Annotated in this window: 15 protein-coding genes; 9 read left to right on the forward strand and 6 right to left on the reverse strand. The window is 68.7% G+C overall.

Features of this window, described 5'->3' with window-relative positions; all coding sequences use genetic code 11:
• Positions 1 to 48 precede the first annotated feature (48 nt).
• A complete protein-coding gene (locus QCD70_RS08150; RefSeq protein WP_301214935.1) occupies positions 49 to 3870 on the forward strand; it encodes an SCO7613 C-terminal domain-containing membrane protein in 3822 nt (1273 codons plus the stop codon).
• 40 nt (positions 3871 to 3910) lie between these two features.
• Here QCD70_RS08150 and QCD70_RS08155 read toward each other — a convergent pair whose 3' ends face one another.
• Complete coding sequence (locus QCD70_RS08155; protein WP_301214937.1) at positions 3911 to 4591, reverse strand: response regulator transcription factor; 681 nt, start codon at positions 4589 to 4591, stop codon at positions 3911 to 3913.
• Positions 4592 to 4595: 4 nt separating this feature from the next.
• Entirely contained in the window at positions 4596 to 6038 is a 1443-nt protein-coding gene (locus tag QCD70_RS08160; protein ID WP_301214939.1) for a sensor histidine kinase, read from the reverse strand.
• 165 nt (positions 6039 to 6203) lie between these two features.
• Here QCD70_RS08160 and QCD70_RS08165 point away from each other — a divergent pair, with 165 nt between their 5' ends.
• The 4 genes from QCD70_RS08165 (at position 6204) to QCD70_RS08180 (ending at position 9613) form a co-directional block, all read left to right on the forward strand.
• Positions 6204 to 6692, forward strand: a complete 489-nt coding sequence (locus QCD70_RS08165) for a Dps family protein (protein ID WP_055931756.1) — start codon at positions 6204 to 6206, stop codon at positions 6690 to 6692.
• 130 nt (positions 6693 to 6822) lie between these two features.
• Positions 6823 to 7746 (forward strand): polyphosphate kinase 2, encoded by a 924-nt coding sequence (gene ppk2, locus QCD70_RS08170; RefSeq protein ID WP_301214943.1) that lies wholly within the window; start codon positions 6823 to 6825, stop codon positions 7744 to 7746.
• A gap of 9 nt (positions 7747 to 7755) precedes the next feature.
• Positions 7756 to 8037: a hypothetical protein gene (locus QCD70_RS08175; RefSeq protein ID WP_055931750.1), complete on the forward strand. Its 282-nt coding sequence runs from the start codon at positions 7756 to 7758 to the stop codon at positions 8035 to 8037.
• Between the two features lie 262 nt (positions 8038 to 8299).
• Positions 8300 to 9613, forward strand: coding sequence for an HNH endonuclease signature motif containing protein (locus QCD70_RS08180; RefSeq protein ID WP_301214946.1), 1314 nt, complete (start codon positions 8300 to 8302; stop codon positions 9611 to 9613).
• Between the two features lie 325 nt (positions 9614 to 9938).
• Here the strand turns inward: QCD70_RS08180 and QCD70_RS08185 are convergent, their stop codons facing one another.
• The 4 genes from QCD70_RS08185 to QCD70_RS08200 are packed head-to-tail and all read right to left on the reverse strand — an operon-like array spanning position 9939 to position 13535.
• Positions 9939 to 11429 carry an amidohydrolase gene (locus QCD70_RS08185; RefSeq protein WP_301214948.1) on the reverse strand — a complete coding sequence of 497 codons (1491 nt, stop codon included), beginning with the start codon at positions 11427 to 11429 and terminating at the stop codon, positions 9939 to 9941.
• A complete protein-coding gene (locus QCD70_RS08190) occupies positions 11426 to 12052 on the reverse strand; it encodes an FMN-binding negative transcriptional regulator (RefSeq protein WP_301214950.1) in 627 nt (208 codons plus the stop codon). The genes QCD70_RS08185 and QCD70_RS08190 overlap by 4 nt, the downstream gene beginning before the upstream one ends.
• 1 nt (position 12053) lies before the next feature.
• Positions 12054 to 13040, reverse strand: coding sequence for an Fpg/Nei family DNA glycosylase (locus QCD70_RS08195; protein WP_301214952.1), 987 nt, complete (start codon positions 13038 to 13040; stop codon positions 12054 to 12056).
• Between the two features lie 3 nt (positions 13041 to 13043).
• Positions 13044 to 13535 (reverse strand): ribose-5-phosphate isomerase, encoded by a 492-nt coding sequence (locus tag QCD70_RS08200; RefSeq protein WP_301214954.1) that lies wholly within the window; start codon positions 13533 to 13535, stop codon positions 13044 to 13046.
• A gap of 111 nt (positions 13536 to 13646) precedes the next feature.
• Between QCD70_RS08200 and pepN the strand changes: the two genes are divergently transcribed.
• From pepN to QCD70_RS08220, 4 genes are all read left to right on the forward strand, one after another.
• On the forward strand, positions 13647 to 16196 hold the full coding sequence (gene pepN / locus QCD70_RS08205) for an aminopeptidase N (protein WP_301214956.1): 2550 nt from the start codon (positions 13647 to 13649) through the stop codon (positions 16194 to 16196).
• Between the two features lie 113 nt (positions 16197 to 16309).
• Positions 16310 to 17356, forward strand: a complete 1047-nt coding sequence (locus tag QCD70_RS08210) for a mechanosensitive ion channel family protein (protein WP_441004928.1) — start codon at positions 16310 to 16312, stop codon at positions 17354 to 17356.
• Position 17357: 1 nt separating this feature from the next.
• Positions 17358 to 17801, forward strand: coding sequence for a globin (locus QCD70_RS08215; RefSeq protein ID WP_301214957.1), 444 nt, complete (start codon positions 17358 to 17360; stop codon positions 17799 to 17801).
• Between the two features lie 57 nt (positions 17802 to 17858).
• Positions 17859 to 19514: an FAD-binding dehydrogenase gene (locus QCD70_RS08220; protein ID WP_301214958.1), complete on the forward strand. Its 1656-nt coding sequence runs from the start codon at positions 17859 to 17861 to the stop codon at positions 19512 to 19514.
• Positions 19515 to 19530: the final 16 nt, after the last annotated feature.

A 19530-nucleotide genomic window follows, 5' to 3' on the forward strand; every position in this document is an offset into this window, starting at 1 on the left:
CTCACGCACGCGCCACGGTGGCCGCGGGTTCTCTGACACGCTGTGCTCATGACAGACCTCGTGCCTGCCCCCGCTCCCGTGCCCGGCGCCTCCTGGCCGACGACGCCTCGAGCGTTCACCGACACCGCACTGTGTCCGCGCTGCTTCTCCGTTCTGCCCAGCAGCCGCTGCGCAGCGTGCGGCCTCGAGCTCGCCGTGCCACGCGCCGCCCGGTTGATCGCCCTCTCGACTGAGCTCGTCGAAGCAGAGCAGCGCCGCCGCGAGCTGATCGATCTCCTGTGGAGCGAACAGCTGGCCGCCCAGGCGGAGGCGCTCGCCCAGACTCGCGCGGTCGCGCCGCCCCTGCACGCATTCGCTCCGGATGCCGCTGTCGCGGCCGCCGCGGGTGTGCCCTCCGCTCCGGCGGCCACTCCCCCGTTCCCTTCGTCGCAGACCGCTCGGCCGGCCGTGCCGGCAGCACCCGCCGGGCCAACAGCACCGGCCGCACCTCGGCGCTCCGGCGTTCAGGTCTTCCTCCTCGTCACGGGAATCGTCCTCCTCTCGGTCTTCGCCCTGTTCTTCCTGACCGTCGCCTACCTGTTCGCCACCGTCGAGGTGCGCGTCATCGTCACAGCCCTCGCCGGTCTCGTCGTGTTCGCCGTCGCGTGGCTTCTCGCACGCCGTCGCCTCCCCGCGACGGGCGAGGGCGTCGGGGTGGCCGGCGCCGCGATCCTGATCGGAACACTCGGCTTCATTCGCGGAGCAGAGGTGTTCGGCTCGGCCACGGTCTCGCCCACTCTGTTCTGGGGCGTCGGGCTCCTCGTTCTGGCAGCTCTTCTCGTCGCGCTCCATCGCCTCACCTCCCTTCGCTTCGCGCGCATCGGCAGCCTGATCCTGATGCCGACGGGCATCGCACTCGCGGTCATCGGCGCGGTGGCCCCGATGGACACGGGTCTGGCGTGGTGGACGGGACTGTCGGCAGCGGGCGCCTCCGCTCTGCTCGTACGACGCCTCACGGGTCGAGGCGCAGAGGCCGCACTCGTGCGGTCGCTCGCCTTCACCTTCTCGACAGCGGCACTCATCCCCGCCGCCCTGCTGCTCCCCGACGTCCCGGGCATCCCGGCTGCGACGTATGCGATCTGCGCGCTCGTCTGGGGTGCCTTCAGCGCCCGGCTCCGTCGAGAGTCCGACGCTGCAGCGTGGAGCAACGCGGCATCGGTGCTCCTGGGCCTGTCAGTCGCGCTCGCTCCGGCCGTCGCCACGCTCCGAGAGGCGTCGACCGGGTTCGCACTGTGGGCTCCCGGCGCCGCGGCCGGCCTCGTGGCGACGGTCTTCGTCGTCCTGGCGCGCAGATCGACGAACGTCGCCGCGAGACGCACCCTCACCTGGGCGCAGGGCCCCGCACTGGTCGTGGCAGCGATAGGCCTGTTCCCGAGTGTGGTCATCGCGTCGGTGCACGTCCTCGGCTCCCTCGTGCCGCAGTACTCCCTCTGGGGTGCGAACCCGGATGACCCGATCGTCGTGGTCTTCGAGGTCGGGGCGTGGGCGGCGGTGCTCGGGCCGGCCGTCGCCGCCACCCTCGGCGCTGTCGCCATCCGGCTCGGGAATCTGCCGAATGCTGCCCGGGCCATCGTGGGCGGTCTGTCAGCTCTCGCCCTGCTCGCCGCGGCCAGTCATGGCGGCACCGTCCTTCTCGTGCTGTCGGGGTATCTGGTCGTCGCAGGCGCCTGCCTCGCTGTGCTCCTGTTCACACGCCGACGCAGCGCTTCCGCGGCGCAGGTTCCGGCGGCGGTTGCGCTGGGCATGGCGACGCTCGCCCTCGTCGTGCTCTCCCACGCCAGTGCGGCCCTCTGGCTGCCGGCGGTTCTCGCAGCAGCCCTCCTCGTCGTCGCCACGCGACACGGAGTCGCGACCGACGGTCCCGCGCGGCGACCCGTTCGCGCGGCGCTCACAGCCCTGGCCGTCGCCCTGATTCTCGCCGAGGCGAGCCTCGTGGCCCCGTGGCTCTCCGGCCTGCCCACGGGCGCCTTCGTCGTCGAGCTCGTCGCCTCGAGTCCGATCGACTTCGTCGGAATCCCCGGCATCCTCTCGGCACTCCTGCTGGTGGCAGCACCGTTCCTTGTGCGCCGCTCCGTCGACGGTCGAGCGACATCGAACGCCGCAGATGTGCGGGCAGCCGCCATTGTCGCCCTTGCCGTCGCGACCATCTGCTCGATCGTCGCCTTCGCGACGTCCGCATCGACCGCGACGACGCCGGGAGAGCGCGTCACCCGCATCGCGATCCCCCTGCTCCTCGCGGTCGCCGGTGCCCTCTGGCAGCGTCGGGCTTCCGTCGAGGGCTTCGTCGAGCGCGTCGTTCTCGCATGGCTGGCGCCCCTGGCCATCGCGTGCGCACTCGTGGCCGTCGCATCGCTCGTCGAGCCATCGCCGGAGCTGTCGGGCGACTACCTCGGCGGGCCCATCGCCGCCATCCTGACAGCGGCAGCAGGTCTCCTGCTCTTCGCCCGGGCGTCGACAGGACTGCAGGGCGCCGCCCGCATCGCATGGCAGAGCGCCACGGCCCTTGTGGTCGTGGCGGCCGTCGCCCGCACCATGACGAACGTCGGCGAAGCGACCTGGCTCATCCTCATGCTCCTGGCCGTGGCGCCGCTCATCGTCGCCGTCGGCGCCGGAAATCCGTTCACCAGTGCGGCCCCTCGGCGCCACTTCGTCATCGCGTCGTGCATCCTCGCGGTTGCGGCGCTGTGGCAGTTCCTCGTCTATCGCGGCGTATCCGACATCGAGCCCTATTCGCTTCCGGTCGCCGGTCTGCTGCTCGGCATCGCCGTGGCCAGTGCCGTATTCGGGCGACGCTCAGCGACCCCGGTCGCAGGTCGCTCCACCCTGTTCGCGGTCGGCCTCCTCGTCGCGCTCGGGCCCTCGGCACTGCCCGCGATCGTCGGATCGCCCGTGCGCGGAGCCGTGCTCCTTGTCATCGCCACCGCCCTCGTGGCGACAGCGCTGATCGCACCCCGGGTCATCCGCGCAATCCTGGTGCGCGACAGCGTCCTCATCGTGGCGATCGCCATCCTCGTCGTCGTCGGTTCGGCGGGCACCGTCCGCGACGCCGTCGACAGCGCCGTCATCGTGCCCGAACTCTGGGTTGTTCCCGCCGCGCTCGCACTCGTCGCGACATCGATCGTCTGGACACGACGCCGTGCGGTGCCGTTCCGAGTCGCCCAGCTCGGTGTGCCTGCCGCTGTCGTCGTCGTCGGCCTGGCCACGCTCGTCTGCCTGGTGGCCATGCCCGAGGCGTATACGGCCGTGCGACTCGTGCTCGCGAGCATCGCACTCGCCGTCGTGAGCGTCGTCGCGGCGGTGCGCCGGCAGGTTCCCACCGATCGCGCAACGTGGGCGACCGCGATCTCCCTTCTCGTGATCCTCGGCATCACCGGTCTCGCGACCTCGGCCGCCCGTCCATTCGAGCTATCGACCGCGCCCCTCGCCCTCGCCCTCATCGTGTGCGGCGTCGTGACCCTGCACCGCGACGCGCAGGCGAGGTCGTGGCCGCACCTCGGCGTGGGGGTCGCCGTGCTTCTGGTGCCCTCACTGCTCGCCGACTTCGGCAGCACCGACCTCGTTCGTGTGATCACCCTGGGCGTGCTGTCGGTCATCGTCGTCGTGGCTGCCGTCGCGCTGCGGTGGCAGGCACCCCTCGTCGTCGGATCGGTCGTGCTGATCGCGCATGCCCTCGCCCAGTCCTGGCCTTGGATACAGGGGCTCTATTCGGCGGCGCCCTGGTGGATCTGGCTCGGAGTCGGCGGCATCGTGCTGATCGCCGTGGCCGCCCGGTACGAGCACCGCGTGCGCAACCTCAGGTCGTTCGTAGGGTCGATCAGGGCGCTGCGCTGAGCCCGTCGACCGCGAGCGCGATCGACTGCTCGCGCATGACTCAGGATGCGCGCAGCCAGGCGAGAACCGCGAGCACGCGGCGATGGTCGGTTCCCGAGTCGTCGAGCTCGAGCTTGGAGAAGATGCTCGAGACGTGCTTCTCGACCGCGCCCGTTCCCACCACGAGCTGGGCCGCGATCCCCGCGTTCGTGCGGCCCTCGGCCATGAGAGAGATCACGTCGCGCTCCCGCGCGGTGAGCGTCGCCAGAGGGTCGCGTCGTCGTCCCAGCAGGTGCCGCACCACCTGCTCGTCGAGCACCGTGCCGCCGCCGGCGATGCGCGTGACGGCATCCTGCAACTCGTCGAGCGACGCCAGCCTGTCTTTGAGCAGATAGCCGATTCCCCCGTCGCCGGCCGCCAGCAGCTCGACGGCGTAGGTCTCCTCGACGTACTGGCTCAGCAGCAGGATGCCGATGTCGGGATGCCGTCGGCGCAACTCGAGCGCCGCGCGCACGCCCTCGTCTCGGAATGTCGGCGGCATCCGCACGTCGAGCACCGCGACGTCGGGTCGCACCGCCGCGATGTCCGACAGCAGGGCGTCGGCGTCCCCGTAGGCGGCGGCCGTCTCGAATCCGGCCTCGTCGAACAGTCGCACGAGCCCCTCGCGGAGCAGAAGCGAGTCCTCGGCGAGAACGAGACGGATCCTGCCGCTCGGCTGCGGCCTCTCGTCCCGATCGCTCACCCCCTCAGGATAGGGGGATGCGGGTCGTGATCATCGTCGGTCCACCCTCGGGCGACGTGATCGAGATCTCCCCGCGCAGCCCGCTCACCCGTTCGGCAAGACCTTCCAGCCCGTGGCCCGAGACCATCGTCGCGCCGCCGTGGCCGTCGTCGAGCACGGTAAGCGCAAGGAGTCGCTCCCCCGAGTCCGATTCGAGAGTCGACGCAGACACCGTCGCCGCGGTCGCGCCCGCATGCTTGGCGACATTCGCGAGCAGCTCGGCCGCGATGAAATAGGCACTTCGCTCGATCATCGGCGCGATGCGCTCCTGCCCCACAGCCAGCCGGATGTCTGTGGGAACGGTGCTGCGTGCGGCCAGCGACTCGAGGGCGGCCGCCAGACCTCTGTCCTGCAGCAGCGGCGGTGCGAAACCTCGCGACAGGTCGCGGAGCTCCTCGAGGGTCTCACGCGACTGCTCCCTGGCGCCTTCGAGCAGGGCCCGTGCGGCGGCGGGATCGGAGTCGAGGGCGCGCTCCGCACTGGCGAGATCGAACTGCAGGCGCACGAGGCGCTGCTGCGGTCCGTCGTGGATGTCGCGCTCGAGTCTGCGCAGACCGTGATCCTCGGCCGAGACGGCCGCGTCCCGCGATGCGCCCAGGGCCGCCACCTCGCGCTTCAGCTCGTCCGACGAGAAGCGTCCGAGCATGCCGCGGGCGATCACGTCGTGCAGCCGCACCAGGCCATGCGTGACGAAGGGAAGCACGGCGAGCATCGCGAGGCCGAACAGCGTGTAGAGGATGGTCTCATTGCGCTGGAGGCCGTCGGGGTCGTTGCCGATCTGCACCGAGGGCACCACGAATTCGATGATCACCTTGTTCAACCAGAGGTTCTCCGATCCGTGCTCGGGAAGGAACCGCTCCCAGATGCCGTAGCTGAGGCCGCCGAGCCCACTCACGAGCCAGGTGAACGCGATGCACCAGCTCGCGATCCCGACGGCGAAGTTCACGAGTCCGCCGTGGAGCAGATAGAGCCAGTGGTGTGCGCTCCCGAGATAGTGGCGAAGCAGCCCCATGACGCCCGGCGTGCGCTCCGTATTCCACAGGGGGCGAACGATCCGGGGCATCCCCGCGGCCTCGAGGCGCACCAGCTCGACGGTGCCGAACCACCGGGCGGCGATCAGGGCCGCGACGAGAACGAACGCGCCACCCACGAGGATGACGGTCGAGATGCCGAGCGTGAACAAGGTCACGAGCACGACGAAACCGAAGGTGACGACGGGCAGGGTGCCGAGAAGGAAGCCCAGTTCGCGGGGTGTGCGGGACCACCGTCGACGGAAGCGGCCGCGCACCGGCGCCTTGTCGTCGTTGTCGATCATCGTGCCCAGAGTGGCAGAGTCCTGGGTGAGTGTCATGTCGGGTGCCTGTGTCGTCGTGTCTGTCGTCGTGTCTATCGACGTGTTTGTTGTCATGCCCCAACCCTGACCGTCACGTCGCCTCGGCGACAGGCGACCGGCATCCGGATTCGACCGGGGGTTAACCCCCGGTCAGACCTGAGTTAGCCCAGCCTCAGCTTGCTTGCGGAACAATCTGTGCTGAGTACGGTTGTACGTGTCAGACACGATAGGAGTCACACAATGACCAACACCACCGTCACCGTTCCCACCAGCTCGACGAGCCCCGACGTCGCAGCCGCCACGGCCCAGTTCCTCGCACCGATCGTCGTCGACCTTCAGGCCCTCGCCATCAACGGCAAGCAGGCGCACTGGCACGTTCGCGGCGCGAACTTCATCGGCGTGCACGAGCTTCTCGACAACGTCGTGAGCCACGCGCAGGACTGGGCCGACCTCGCCGCCGAGCGGGTCGTCGCTCTCGGCCTGCCCCTCGATGCGCGCATCGAGACCGTCGCCTCGAAGACCGTCATTCCCACGATGGAGCCCGGCTTCCAGCGTTCCGAATACATGATCGCCGCGATGGTGGCGCAGATCGACGCCACGCTCGTCGGCATTCGCAAGGCCATCATCGAGCTCAACGACATCGACCTCACCAGCCAGGACGTCGTGCTCGAGATCGCCCGCGGCCTCGAGAAGTCGCGTTGGTTCCTCTCGGCCCACATCGCCGAGTAGAGCCTCTCGCACCTCAGCCCTTCGACGGGCCGGCATATCGTGCCGGATCCGTCGGAGGGCTGTGCCGGTTAACCGGGCGTCCACCTGGTGGACACCGGCGGGATGCCACCGGGCGGTAGCGTCTGGCGCTATGACGCAGCTCGTGAGCCACTATGCACTGCCGCCCGACCTCGAAGACGTGTCGGGCTACACCGTTCTCGACGATGACGACGACGACCCGGTGCTCATCTCCCATGACGGCACACGCATCGACACCTGGCGTGAGGGCTACCCCTACGCCGAGCGCATGGAGAGAAACGAGTACGAGCTCTCTAAGCGGCTGCTGCAGATCGAACTTCTCAAACTGCAGAACTGGATCAAGGCGTCGGACCGCCGACTCGTCGTGGTCTTCGAGGGCCGTGACGCCGCCGGCAAGGGCGGAACGATCAAGCGGTTCACCGAGCACCTCAATCCGCGGGGCGCGCGAACCGTGGCACTCGAGAAGCCATCGGAGCGCGAGAGCAGCCAGTGGTACTTCCAGCGCTACGTGAAGCACCTCCCCGCGGCCGGCGAGATCGTGCTGTTCGACCGGTCCTGGTACAACCGCGCGGGCGTCGAACGGGTGATGGGCTTCTGCACCCCCGAGCAGTACGACGAGTTCATGCGACAGACCCCGAGGTTCGAGGAGATGCTCGTCGGCGACGGCATCGACCTGGTGAAGTTCTGGTTCTCCGTCTCGTCCGACGAGCAGCGCACCCGGTTCGCGATCCGGCAGGTCGATCCGGTGCGTCAGTGGAAGCTCTCCCCCATGGACATCGCCTCGCTCGACAAATGGGGCGACTACACGGCCGCGAAGGAGGCCATGTTCGCGCACACCGACACGTCGAATGCGCCGTGGACCGTGGTGAAGAGCAACGACAAGAAGCGCGCCCGCCTAGAGGCGATGCGTCACGTGCTGAGCCTGTTCGAATACGACAACAAGGACCACGAGATCGTCGGCCAGCCCGACGAGAACATCGTCGGATCGGCCGCTCGCATCTACGAGCGCGGGGAGAACGCCGGCATCGTCGCGTAGCCTTGTCGGGTGGAAAAAGATCTGCTCGCCCTGGCGCAGCTCCGGCAGGAGGCCCGCGACGTTCTCGATGCGGGAATCGAGGCCCGCTGCCGGGAGGGCGAAGATCCGTGGGACTTCCTTCCCGACCTGCCGACGGTCGACCAGTGTGTCGTCATAGGCCTGCGCACCGCCCACGTCGAACAGCGCGACCCCTCTGAGCCGCGGCTGTCTAACTTCGAGATCCTGAGGTCGATCGCGTTCGACTACCCCGAGCTCCGCCGCGCCGCGTGGTCTCTCGTCACCCGCCGCTGAGTACTGCCCGCCACGACGGCTCGGCATCCCGTTCCCTGAGCCTGTAGAAGGGCACCCCCACACCACTCCGCGCCGGTCGAGTGGGCCACCCGCGGCCGTATCGAGACCCCGTTCCCTGAGCCTGTCGAAGGGCACCCCCATCAGGCCACGACTCCTCCTCCACAGCCCACCGCTCGTGGCACTTATCCACAGCTCTTTCCCCTGATCAAGCATTGAATGCTCGCTCCGACCCAGTGTCGGTGGTCACTGTTTGACTTTCCCCATGACATTCGAAAGCCCACCCCTCGAGCCTGACCCGTACCTGGTCGCGCTCGATGAGGTCGCCGCCCTCGACACGCAGATAGCCCGCCTATCCGCGGTCAGGGCCAGACGCGTCACCGCGGCAAGAAACCACCTCGACCGGCAGGCGCCGGTCGACACGTCCACCGCCGGACCGCAATGGTCCACGGCCCGGGTCGAGCGCGTCGAGCTCATCACAGAACTCGCGCTGCTGACGCGCCGCACCGAATACCGCGCTGCCACGTTGATCGACACGAGTACGGCCCTCGTCGATCGGCTCCCCGCGACCCTCGCGGCGGTCGCTGCTGGCACGGTGTCGTGGGAGCACGCTGAGGTCATCGCGAAACACGCCGACGGGTTAGAGGGCGACGCCCTCGCCACGTACGACGCTCGCTTGGCGGTGATCGCTGTCGAGGTGAACCCGAAGCAGCTCGAGAAGAAAGCCCGCCACGAGGTCGAACTCGCCCAACCGACCACCGCGGTCGAACGTGCGGAGAAAGCCGCGGCGACTCGGCGCATCTATGTCGATCCGGCAGCGGATGGCATGGCCAGCCTCACCTTGTTCGCCCCGGCGCCGGAGATCCACGCGATCGCGGACAGGGCCGTGCGATTGGCGGCCGGACTGAAAACAGGTGGTGACCCTCGCAGCATGGGGCACCTGAAAGTCGACGTCCTCACCGACCTGCTCCTCAACGGAGAAACCTCCATCCCCGGCGCGACCCGGGGTATTCGCGGACGGGTGCATGTGATGGTTCCCGCGATGACGCTCCTCGGTATCGGTGAGGAGGCGGCGATCCTCCGCGGCTACGGACCTATCGACCCCGCCACCGCCGCCCAACTCACCGCAGACGCGACATCCTGGCGGCGCATCCTCACCGACCCCATCACGGGCCGCATCCTCGCCACCGACCCCCGCGACTACCGGCCGACCGCAGCGATGATCGATCACGCCCGGCTTGTGCACCCGGAGTGTGTGTTCCCGGGATGCACGGTTCCATCGGAGCAGGCGGACATGGACCACACCGAAGACCATGCCTACGGTGGCGACACCATCCCCGAGAACCTGGCACCACTGAGTGCGGGGCATCATCGGGTGAAGCACCACACGAGGTGGCAGTTCATCCAGAACGGAGACGACACCCTCACGGCGACGTCTCCGGCCGGCCACGTTTACACGGTCCGGCCGGAAGGCCGGATGCAGCCCGCACCACAAGCCCTCATCAAAGCAACAGCAGCAGTCGCGGCCGCAGCGACGACGATCACGGAAGAGGAGGACCTCGCCGACTGCCCCTTCTAACCCGTCACGTTGGGTCTCGAAACGGCCACAAGCGGCTTACTCGACCAGCGCAAAGGAGACGAGAACAGCTGCCCCGTTCCCTGAGCTTGTCGAAGGGTGGCTCACTCGACCAACGCAGAAAGTGTGGCCGCGTCGTTCCCTGAGCTTGTCGAAGGGCTACCACCCGCTCGGCCAACGCCAGGTCGGCGAGAGCGCATCCGCCGAGCGTTGGCAATGCAGCGCGCCCGGCTTCCACACAGTGCCGCCCAAGGAGCAGAACCCACCCCCACCCCGGCGACGCCGGAACGGGCTCCGGGCAGCGCTCCGAACTTCGGCGCGCCCGCAATCAGAGCGCGTTGTGTGTGAAGCGGCCGGCGAGCAGCGTGGCGGCCACGGGCATCCGGCGCAGCTCGTCTGTCGTTGCGGCGAGCGGGTCGATCTCGAGCACGGCGATGTCGGCCGGTCCTCCCGCCTCGAGCGAACGGCGGCCGTCAGCCGACGCGATGAGTGCGTCCTCGACGGAGATGGCCTGCTCCGGATGCCACGGCGCCCTGTCGTCACCCGTTCGAGCGACGGCGGCCGCGATGGTGATCCACGGATCGAGCGGCGCGACCGGCGCGTCGGAGCCGAGGGCCAGTTCGGCCCCAGCCGCGAGCAGCGAGGCCAAGGCGAACGCCCGCCCGGTACGACCCGGCCAGTACTTGTCGGCCACGTCACGATCGTCCATGGCGTGCTCGGGCTGCACGCCGGCGACGACTCCGAGGCGGGCGAACCGCTCGAAGTCCGCGTCGGCGACGAGCTGGGCGTGTTCGATGCTTCCGCTCACGCCGAGCCGTTCGAAGGCGTCGAGAGCGAGCCGGTTCGCGTGATCGCCGATGGCGTGCACGGCCGGAACGAGCCCCGCCTGGGTCGCCCGTCGGAGGAGGGGTACGAGCTCGTCGTGCGGGATGGTGAGCAGCCCCCGCGAATTGCGCTGCCCCTCGAGGCCGGGATACTCGTCGAAGCAGAAGGCGGTGCGCGTGTTCAGCGAGCCATCGGTGATGACCTTGAACGGGCCGACCTGAAGCAGTCCCTGCGTGCCCGCGACGAGCGCGCCCGTGACCAGGCCCGCGTCGATCGCCCGGTCGAGATGCTGCGGATAGATGCCGAACCGCACCCGCAGCTCGGTCGACCCCGAGCGGATGCGACGGGTCCAGTCGTCGACGTTCCACGACATCTCGAGATCGACGACTCCCACGACTCCGCGGGCGGCGGCCGCTTTCGCCGTATCGCGCACCCAGCCGTCCAGCGTCTGCGTCTCGACGGCGCCCAAGGTGCGGGTGACGGCGAAGCAGTCGTCCTCGCGCAGCAGCCCCGTCGCATGATCGGCTCGGCCGTGCTGCGCCAGCGCGGCCGAGTTCAGCCAGCAGCAGTGCAGGTCGGCACTGACGAGGATCACCGGACGCGAGCCCGACACGACGTCGAGCAGCGCGCGGTGCGGAGCATCGGGCCAGAGCCCGTCGCGGAAGCCGTAGCCGACCAGGGGGCCGACGTCCGTCTCGGCCGTCGCATCCTCGTGCCGGAGCCGCGCAGCGACGATCGCCACGGCATCCGCCGCCGACTCTGCCGCCGCGAGATCGAGTCGCCGCGACACGAGTGCCCACTGGGTGGCATGGACGTGCTTGTCCCACAGGCCGGGGATCACGAACCGTCCGTCGAGATCGACGACGCGCGCGGACTGATCGCGCGACAGCTCGCCGGCCTCGCCCACGGCGTCGATGCGACCGTCCGCCACCCGCACATCGACAGGTGCTCCGCCCGGCAGCCTGCCACCGGCCAGGAGCAGCGATCCGGTCACTTCTCGGCTCGCACTCGTCGCATCTCGGCCGCGAGCGCGTCGCTGGCGTAGGGCCCGACGCCCTCGAGCTCGGAGATGATGCGATCGACCGTCTCGGTCGGCTTGTTCTGGCTCAGCTTGCTCTTGGCCTCGATGCGCGTCGGAACCAGGCGGAATCCCACGGTGCCGGCACTGATGGCATCGGCGTATGCCGAGTCCTCGGCGGTGCCCCGCATCAGCCGGGGTGCATCGACGTGCTGCTCGAAGTGCTCGACGAGCCGATCGAGAACGCGCAGGTTCTCGGCGGCATCGAGGATCTCGGGGACGCCGGAGAGGTGGGCGGCGGTGAAGTTCCAGGTGGGGACCGCAGGGTCGGCGTCGTACCACGACGGTGAGATGTACCCGTGGGGCCCCTGCACGATCACCATGATCTCGTGCTCGCCGAGCTCGTGGAGCCTCTCGTCGGGGCGACCCACATGGCCGACGATGGCCAGCTCGTCACGCGAGTCGTCGAGAAGCACGGCATAGTGCGATGCGACGAGACCCTTCGTTGTGTGGCTGACCAGGGTGATCCACGGGTTCTGCTCGATGAGTCGGCGCAGTTCGGCCTCGTCGGTGAGGGTGAAGACGGGCGTTCTTCTCATGTCAGGCCTGGTCCTTCGGGCACCAGTACAGTTTCCTGCCGCCCATGATCTCGACGACGATGTTCGTTCCGCAGACGCGGCACGGCAACCCGTCTCGTTTGTACACCCAGTGCCGATCGTCGCGCTTGGCGAGCGCCTTCTCGTAATCGGCCTTGGAGAGCTTGTCCATCGTCATCATCTGGCCGGTCTCGACGCCGATGGTGAGGAGCTTCGTCCAGTCCTTCCACAGCGCTCGAACCGTGTCCTCGGGAACGAGCTTGCCCGGGGTGTGCGGGTTGAGCCGGGCGCGGAACAGGAGCTCGGCGCGGTAGACGTTGCCGATGCCGCTGACGACCGACTGGTCCATCAGAAGCAGACCGATGGGGGTCTGCTTCTTGCGCACCGCCGCCGTGAAGCGGTCCTCCGCTGCCCTGCGCGCCTTCGGCGTGGTCTCCAGGAGCGGATCCGGCCCGGCCTTGGCGATCACGGCGGCGACCTGTGCCGCATCCAGAATCTCGCACGCGGTCGGGCCGCGCAGGTCGGCGACCGCGGTGTCGGTCAGCAGGCGCACCCGCACCGCTCCCACGGGCGCCGGCGGCCACTCGGTGATGTCGTCTCCGAGCTGCTCCTGCTCCGACATGCGCAGGCGGGCACGCCTCGGCGCACCGATGCTCGAGATCGAGTCCTCGCCGTCTTCGTCGACCACGGTGCCCCGCTGGTTCGTCTGGCCCATGCGACCGTTCGCCGAGGCGATGGTGGCGTCACGCGTGATGTCGCCGGCGAAGTCCCACGCGCCGTAGATGCCGAGGTGCACGCGCAACCAGACCTCGCCGTCGAACTCGAGGAACATCTGCTTGCCGACCGCCTTCGCGTCGGTCATGGTGCGCCCGTCGAGGATCGCCGCGCCCTCGGCGAAGCGGCCCTGGGGCGACCACGACTCGATGCGGCGACCGACGAAGTTGCGCGTGAACTGTCGGGTGATGCGATGTACGGAGTGTCCTTCTGGCATGGATCAGGCCGGATCGACGACGTGCCCGGCGATGGCCCCCGTGGCCTCGTACTCCGCGAGCTGCGCGATGCGGCGCACGTGCCTCTCCTCGAACGAGAAGGGCTCGGCGACGAAGGCGTCGATCAGGCTCATCGCCTCGTCGACGGTGTGCTGGCGCGCACCGATCGAGATGACGTTCGCGTCGTTGTGCTGCCGGGCGAGCACCGCGGTCGACAGGTTCCACACGAGTGCGGCCCGCACGCCGGTCACCTTGTTCGCCGCGATCTGCTCTCCGTTGCCGGACCCGCCGAAGACGACGCCGAGCGCCTCGACGCCCGCGTGCTGGTCGCGCACCACGGCCTGCGCCGCGTTGATGCAGAACGAGGGGTAGTCGTCGATGGGGTCGTAGCTGGTCGGCCCGTGGTCGACCACGTCGTGACCGAGCGATGCGAGATGCTGCTGAATGGTCTGGGAGAAATCGAGTCCGGCATGATCCGTGGCGATATGGATGCGCATGGGATGAGTTTACTGAGGCCGCCCGGTGGCGAAGATAGGCTGGGTGGGTCACGCGCCGCGGGCCACGAGCCCGCGCGCCGCAAACTCACACGAGTACGAAAGAAGTCATCAGTGCCTGGAGAAAACCTCACCCGCATCGAGGCGCAGGAGCGCGCCGGAATCGTCAGCGTCTCGAGCTACGAGGTGGTGCTCGACCTCACGCAGGGCGCCGAGACGTTCCGGTCGACGACGACCGTGCGCTTCTCCGCGACCGCGGGTGCGTCGACGTTCATCGATTCGATCACCCGCTCCGTGCACTCGGTGACCCTGAACGGCCGGTCGCTCGACGTCGCGGCCGTGAACGACGGTGTGCGCATCCAGCTCGACGAGCTCGCCGACGACAACGTGCTCGTCGTCGATGCCGACGCCGAGTACACGAACACCGGCGAGGGCCTGCACCGCTTCGTCGACCCCGTCGACGGCGAGGTCTACCTGTACAGCCAGTTCGAGGTGCCCGACTCGCGTCGTATGTTCGCCGTGTTCGAGCAGCCCGACCTCAAGGCGACGTTCTCGTTCACCGTCACCGCCCCCGCCTACTGGCAGATGGTCTCCAACCAGCCGACGCCGGAGCCTGTCGCCATCGACGGCACCGACAACGCCACCTGGACGTTCGAGCCCACCCCGCGCATCTCCTCGTACATCACCGCCCTCATCGCCGGCCCCTACGTGGTCGAACGCAGCGAGCTCACCTCCAGCGACGGTCGAGTGATCCCGCTGGGCGTGTTCTCCCGCGCGTCGCTCTCGCAGTACATGGACGCCGACTACATCTTCGAGAAGACCCGCCAGGGCTTCGAGTTCTACGAGAAGCAGTTCGCCTACCCCTACCCGTTCGACAAGTACGACCAGCTCTTCGTTCCCGAGTTCAACGCGGGCGCCATGGAGAACGCGGGCGCGGTCACGTTCACCGAGACCTACGTCTTCCGCTCGAAGGTCACCGACGCGGTGCGCGAGCGCCGGGTCGTCACCGTGCTGCACGAGCTCGCGCACATGTGGTTCGGCGACCTCGTGACCATGCGCTGGTGGAACGACCTCTGGCTGAACGAGTCGTTCGCCGAGTACATGTCGACCCTCGCCACCGCCGACGCGACGGAGTGGACCGAGGCCTGGGCCACCTTCGCCTCGACCGAGAAGAGCTGGGCCTACCGCCAGGACCAGCTGCCGTCGACGCACCCCATCGTCGCGACCATCAACGACCTCGAAGACGTGCAGGTCAACTTCGACGGCATCACCTACGCGAAGGGCGCCTCCGTGCTCAAGCAGCTCGTGGCGTGGGTGGGCCAGACGGAGTTCATGGCCGGTGTGGCCCGATACTTCGACGCGCACGCGTTCGGCAACACCGAGCTCGTCGACCTGCTGACCGAGCTCGAGACCACCAGCGGCCGCGACCTCGGCGAGTGGTCGAAGCTCTGGCTCGAGACGGCCGGGGTCAACACCCTCCGACCCGACATCGCCACAGACGAGAACGGCACGATCACCTCGTTCTCCGTTCTGCAGACGGCGATCGCCGAGTACCCCACTATTCGCCCGCACCGTCTCGCGATCGGCTTCTACTCGTTCGACGGCGACGCACTCGTTCGCACGAAGCGCGTCGAGCTCGACGTCGACGGCGAGCGCACCGAGGTCTCCGAGCTGGTCGGCGAGAGCCGCCCCGACCTCGTGCTGCTCAACGACGACGACCTGGCCTACGCGAAGGTGCGTCTCGACGACGCATCGCTCGCCGTCGCGGCCGAGAGTCTCGCCGCCGTCACGAGCCCGCTGGCCCGTGCCATCCTGTGGGGGTCTGCCTGGGACTCGACCCGCGACGCCGAGACCCGCGGACGCGACTTCGTGCGCCTCGTACTCGCCAACGTCGCCACCGAGACCGAGAGCACCACGCTGCGCACCGCGCTGAACCAGCTCGTGCTCACCAGCACGAACTTCATCGCTCCGGATGCCCGCACCGAGGTCATCGAGGTCGCGGCCGACGAGCTGTGGTCGCTCGCGCAGGCCGCCGAGGCGGGCAGCGACGCGCAGTTCCAGTTCGTGCGCTTCTTCGCCGCACTCGCCTCGACCGACGAGCAGCTCGCGCTCGTCGCGTCGCTGCGAAACGGGGAGACTGCGCTCGACGGGCTCGAGATCGACACCGATCTGCGCTGGGAACTCCTCATCGCCCTCGTCGCCGGTGCGAAGGCCGGCCAGACCGAGATCGACGCCGCCCTCGCCGACGACAACACGGCATCCGGCGCCCAGTCGGCCGCACACGCGGCCGCCGCGATCCCGACCGCCGAGGGCAAGAACGCCGCGTGGTCCTCGCTGGTCGACACCGACGAGGCCCCGAACGCCATCGTGCGCGCCACGGCCCTCGGCTTCCAGCGCGCGCATGACACGGCTCTCCTCGAGCCGTTCGTCGGCCGCTACTTCGACTCCCTCGTCACCATCTGGGAGACCCGGAGCTACGGCATCGCCTCGTCGCTGATCAACGGCCTCTACCCCGCGGCGCTGGCGAACACCGAGCTCCGCGACGCCACGCGCGCCTGGCTCGACGCCAACACCGATCAGCCGCCCGCGCTGCGTCGCCTCGTCGTCGAGAACCTGGCCGGCGTGGATCGCGCGATCGCGGCGCAGGCCCGCGACGCCGACTAGTCCGGCGCGTTCCCTGGGCCTGTCCCCTTCGACAGGCTCGGGGAGCGGTCAGGCTCAGGGAGCGGGACGGCGCACAGACAGCGCTGAACCTCGATCGGTAGAGTGACGTGAATATGGATTGGAACGCATTCTGGGCCGGCTTCAACGACTTCATGGTCGTGTGGGGCAAACCGATCAACATCGCGATCATCATCGTGCTCGCCTTCGTCATCCGGGCGCTCATGATCTTCGTCATCAAACGCGTCGTGCAGCAGGTCGTCTCCGGCGTCAAGAAGAAGCAGAACGTACAGGACACGCAGGCGCTTCTCGCCTCGCCCCTGGCCGCGGTGCGTGTGGTGCAGCGCACGCGCACCCTCGGCACCGTTCTCACGAACATCGTGAACGTCACGGTCGTCGTGGTGACGTTGATCCTGATCGTCACCACGATCGATCCCAACATCATCGGCTCCCTCGCGATTCTCACGGCGGCCCTCGGTGCGGGACTCGGCTTCGGCGCGCAGAACATCGTGAAGGACGTGCTCAACGGACTCTTCATGGTGATGGAGGACCAGCTCGGCGTCGGTGACGTCGTCGACCTCGGGCCCGCCACCGGCGTGGTCGAGGCCGTGGGCATCCGGGTCACCCAGGTGCGCGACGTGAACGGCACGCTCTGGTTCGTGCGCAATGGAGAGATCCTGCGCGTCGGCAACATGTCGCAGGGCTGGGCCCGGGTCATCATCGACCTCGCCGTGCCCTACGACACCGACGTCGATGCCGTGCAGCAGAAGATGCTCGATACCGCCGTCGAGCTGGCCGCGAACCCGAAGTACCGCAGCCTCATCATGGAGAAGCCGGAGATCTGGGGTCTGGAGTCGATCTCGGCCGAGGCCCTCGTCATCCGGCTGGTCGTGAAGACCCGCACGTCGTCGAAGGACACGGTCGCCCGCGAACTGCGGATGCGCCTCAAGCGCGCGCTCGACGAGATGGACGTGCGGCTGCCGGCCCTCAACAGCATCGTCCTCTCGGGTTTCGAGGGCGCGGCCAGCGTCACCGGCGCCCGCACCCCGAAGACCAAGCCGGTTCCCCTCACGACCAGCGTCGACGAGAACACCACGAAGTCCGGCGAGACGGGCACGCGCCCTCCGCGAGCACCCCGGGCGCCCAAGAGCACGGAGAACTGACATGTCGATCCCCTCTGAACCATCGCCGATCACCCTGCGGGTGTCGCAGAACGGCGACTCGGCGCTCTCCCGGTCGTTCTACGACGAGGTCGGGGGCCGGCCCACGTTCGAGAAGCTCGTGCGGGCGTTCTACGCCGGCGTCGCCACCGATCCGGTGCTGGTCGAGATGTACCCGGAAGAGGACCACGAAGGCGCGATCCAACGCCTGACGGGGTTCCTCGAGCAGTACTGGGGCGGCCCGGGAACCTACAGCGAGGAGCGCGGGCACCCGAGGCTGCGCATGCGCCACATGCCGTTCAAGGTCAACCCCGACGCCCGCGACCGCTGGCTCGCCCACATGCGCGTCGCGGTCGATTCGCTCGAGCTTCCTCCCCTGCAGGACGCTACGCTCTGGGGATACCTCGACAGGGCGGCGCACGCCATGGTCAACACCTTCGAGGAGTAGCGGGGCGCGCACCGGCCCCGAGCACGACACGCGAGCATACGAGACGAAGGAGTCTTTGTGTCATCGATCAGAAGCGACGCGATCATCGTCGGGGCGGGCCTCGCCGGCCTCGTCACGGCGTCCGAGCTCATCACCGCCGGCAAGCGGGTGACCATCGTCGAGCAGGAGCCCGCCGCATCGCTCGGTGGACAGGCCTGGTGGTCGTTCGGCGGACTGTTCCTCGTGGATTCGCCCGAGCAGCGCAGGCTCGGCGTGCACGACTCCCCCGAGCTGGCCCGCCAGGACTGGTTCGGCAGCGCCGACTTCGACCGTGAGGAGGACGCGTGGCCGAGAAAGTGGGCCGAGGCCTACCTCGATTTCGCGGCCGCGGAGAAACGCGCCTGGCTCCACTCCCTGGGCGTGCGGTTCTTCCCCGTAGTCGGCTGGGCCGAACGCGGGGGCTACACGGCCAACGGCCACGGCAACAGCGTGCCCCGGTTCCACATCGTCTGGGGAACCGGTCCGGGCGTGCTCGCTCCCTTCCTGCGCATCCTCGACGACGGAATCGCGCGCGGCCTCGTGATGATGCTGCACCGGCATCGCGTCGACGAACTCATCACGAGCGACGGCTCGGTCGTGGGCGTCCGCGGCTCCGTGCTGGTCGACGACGACGCGGCACGCGGCGCATCCAGTTCGCGGCAGGTGGCCGGCCACTTCGAGCTCGAGGCACAGGCCGTCATCGTGACGAGCGGCGGAATCGGGGGCAACCACGACCTGGTGCGTGCGAACTGGCCCGAACGGCTGGGCTCTCCCCCGGCGACGATGCTCTCCGGAGTTCCAGCGCACGTCGATGGGCGCATGCTCGGAATCTCCGAATCGGCCGGCGCCCACCTGATCAACGGCGACCGCATGTGGCACTACACCGAGGGCATCACCAATTGGGATCCGGTCTGGCCGTCGCACGGCATCCGGATTCTGCCGGGGCCGTCGTCACTGTGGCTGGATGCGACCGGACGGCGGCTGCCCGTACCCCTCTTCCCCGGATTCGACACGCTGGGCACCCTCGAGCACCTGCGCACGACCGGATACGACCACAGCTGGTTCGTGCTCACGCAGAAGATCATCGAGAAGGAGTTCGCCCTGTCGGGCAGCGAGCAGAATCCCGACCTCACCGACAAGAACCTGCGCCTGCTCGCCAAGCGAGTGGCGCCGGGTGCTCCCGGGCCCGTCGAGGCATTCAAGAGCAAGGGCGTCGACTTCGCCGTGGCACGGACCCTGCCCGAGCTCATCGAGTCGATGCAGGCCCTGTCGCCGGCCGGAGTGCTCGACGGCGCCCAGGTCGAGAGCGAGGTTCGCGGTCGCGACAGGGAGATGGCGAACGACTTCACGAAAGACGCTCAGATCAACGCGATCCGCGGTGCCCGCCGCTACAGAGGAGACAGGCTGATCCGAGTCGCGACACCGCACCGGCTGCTCGACGCCAAGGCCGGCCCGCTGATCGCGGTGAAGCTGCACGTGCTCACCCGCAAGAGCCTGGGCGGCATCGAGACGAACCTGCAGGGCCAGGCCATGGATGCGCAGGGCCGGGCGATTCCCGGCCTCTATGCGGCGGGCGAGGCGAGCGGGTTCGGCGGCGGCGGCATGCACGGTTATCGCTCACTCGAGGGAACCTTCCTCGGCGGATGCCTGTTCTCCGGACGCCAGGCCGGTCGCGCGGTGGCGGCACGGCTCTGAGTGCCGCTCAGGACGA

The organism is Agreia sp. PsM10 (genome assembly GCF_030433855.1).
In the GTDB taxonomy this organism is placed as follows: domain Bacteria; phylum Actinomycetota; class Actinomycetes; order Actinomycetales; family Microbacteriaceae; genus Agreia.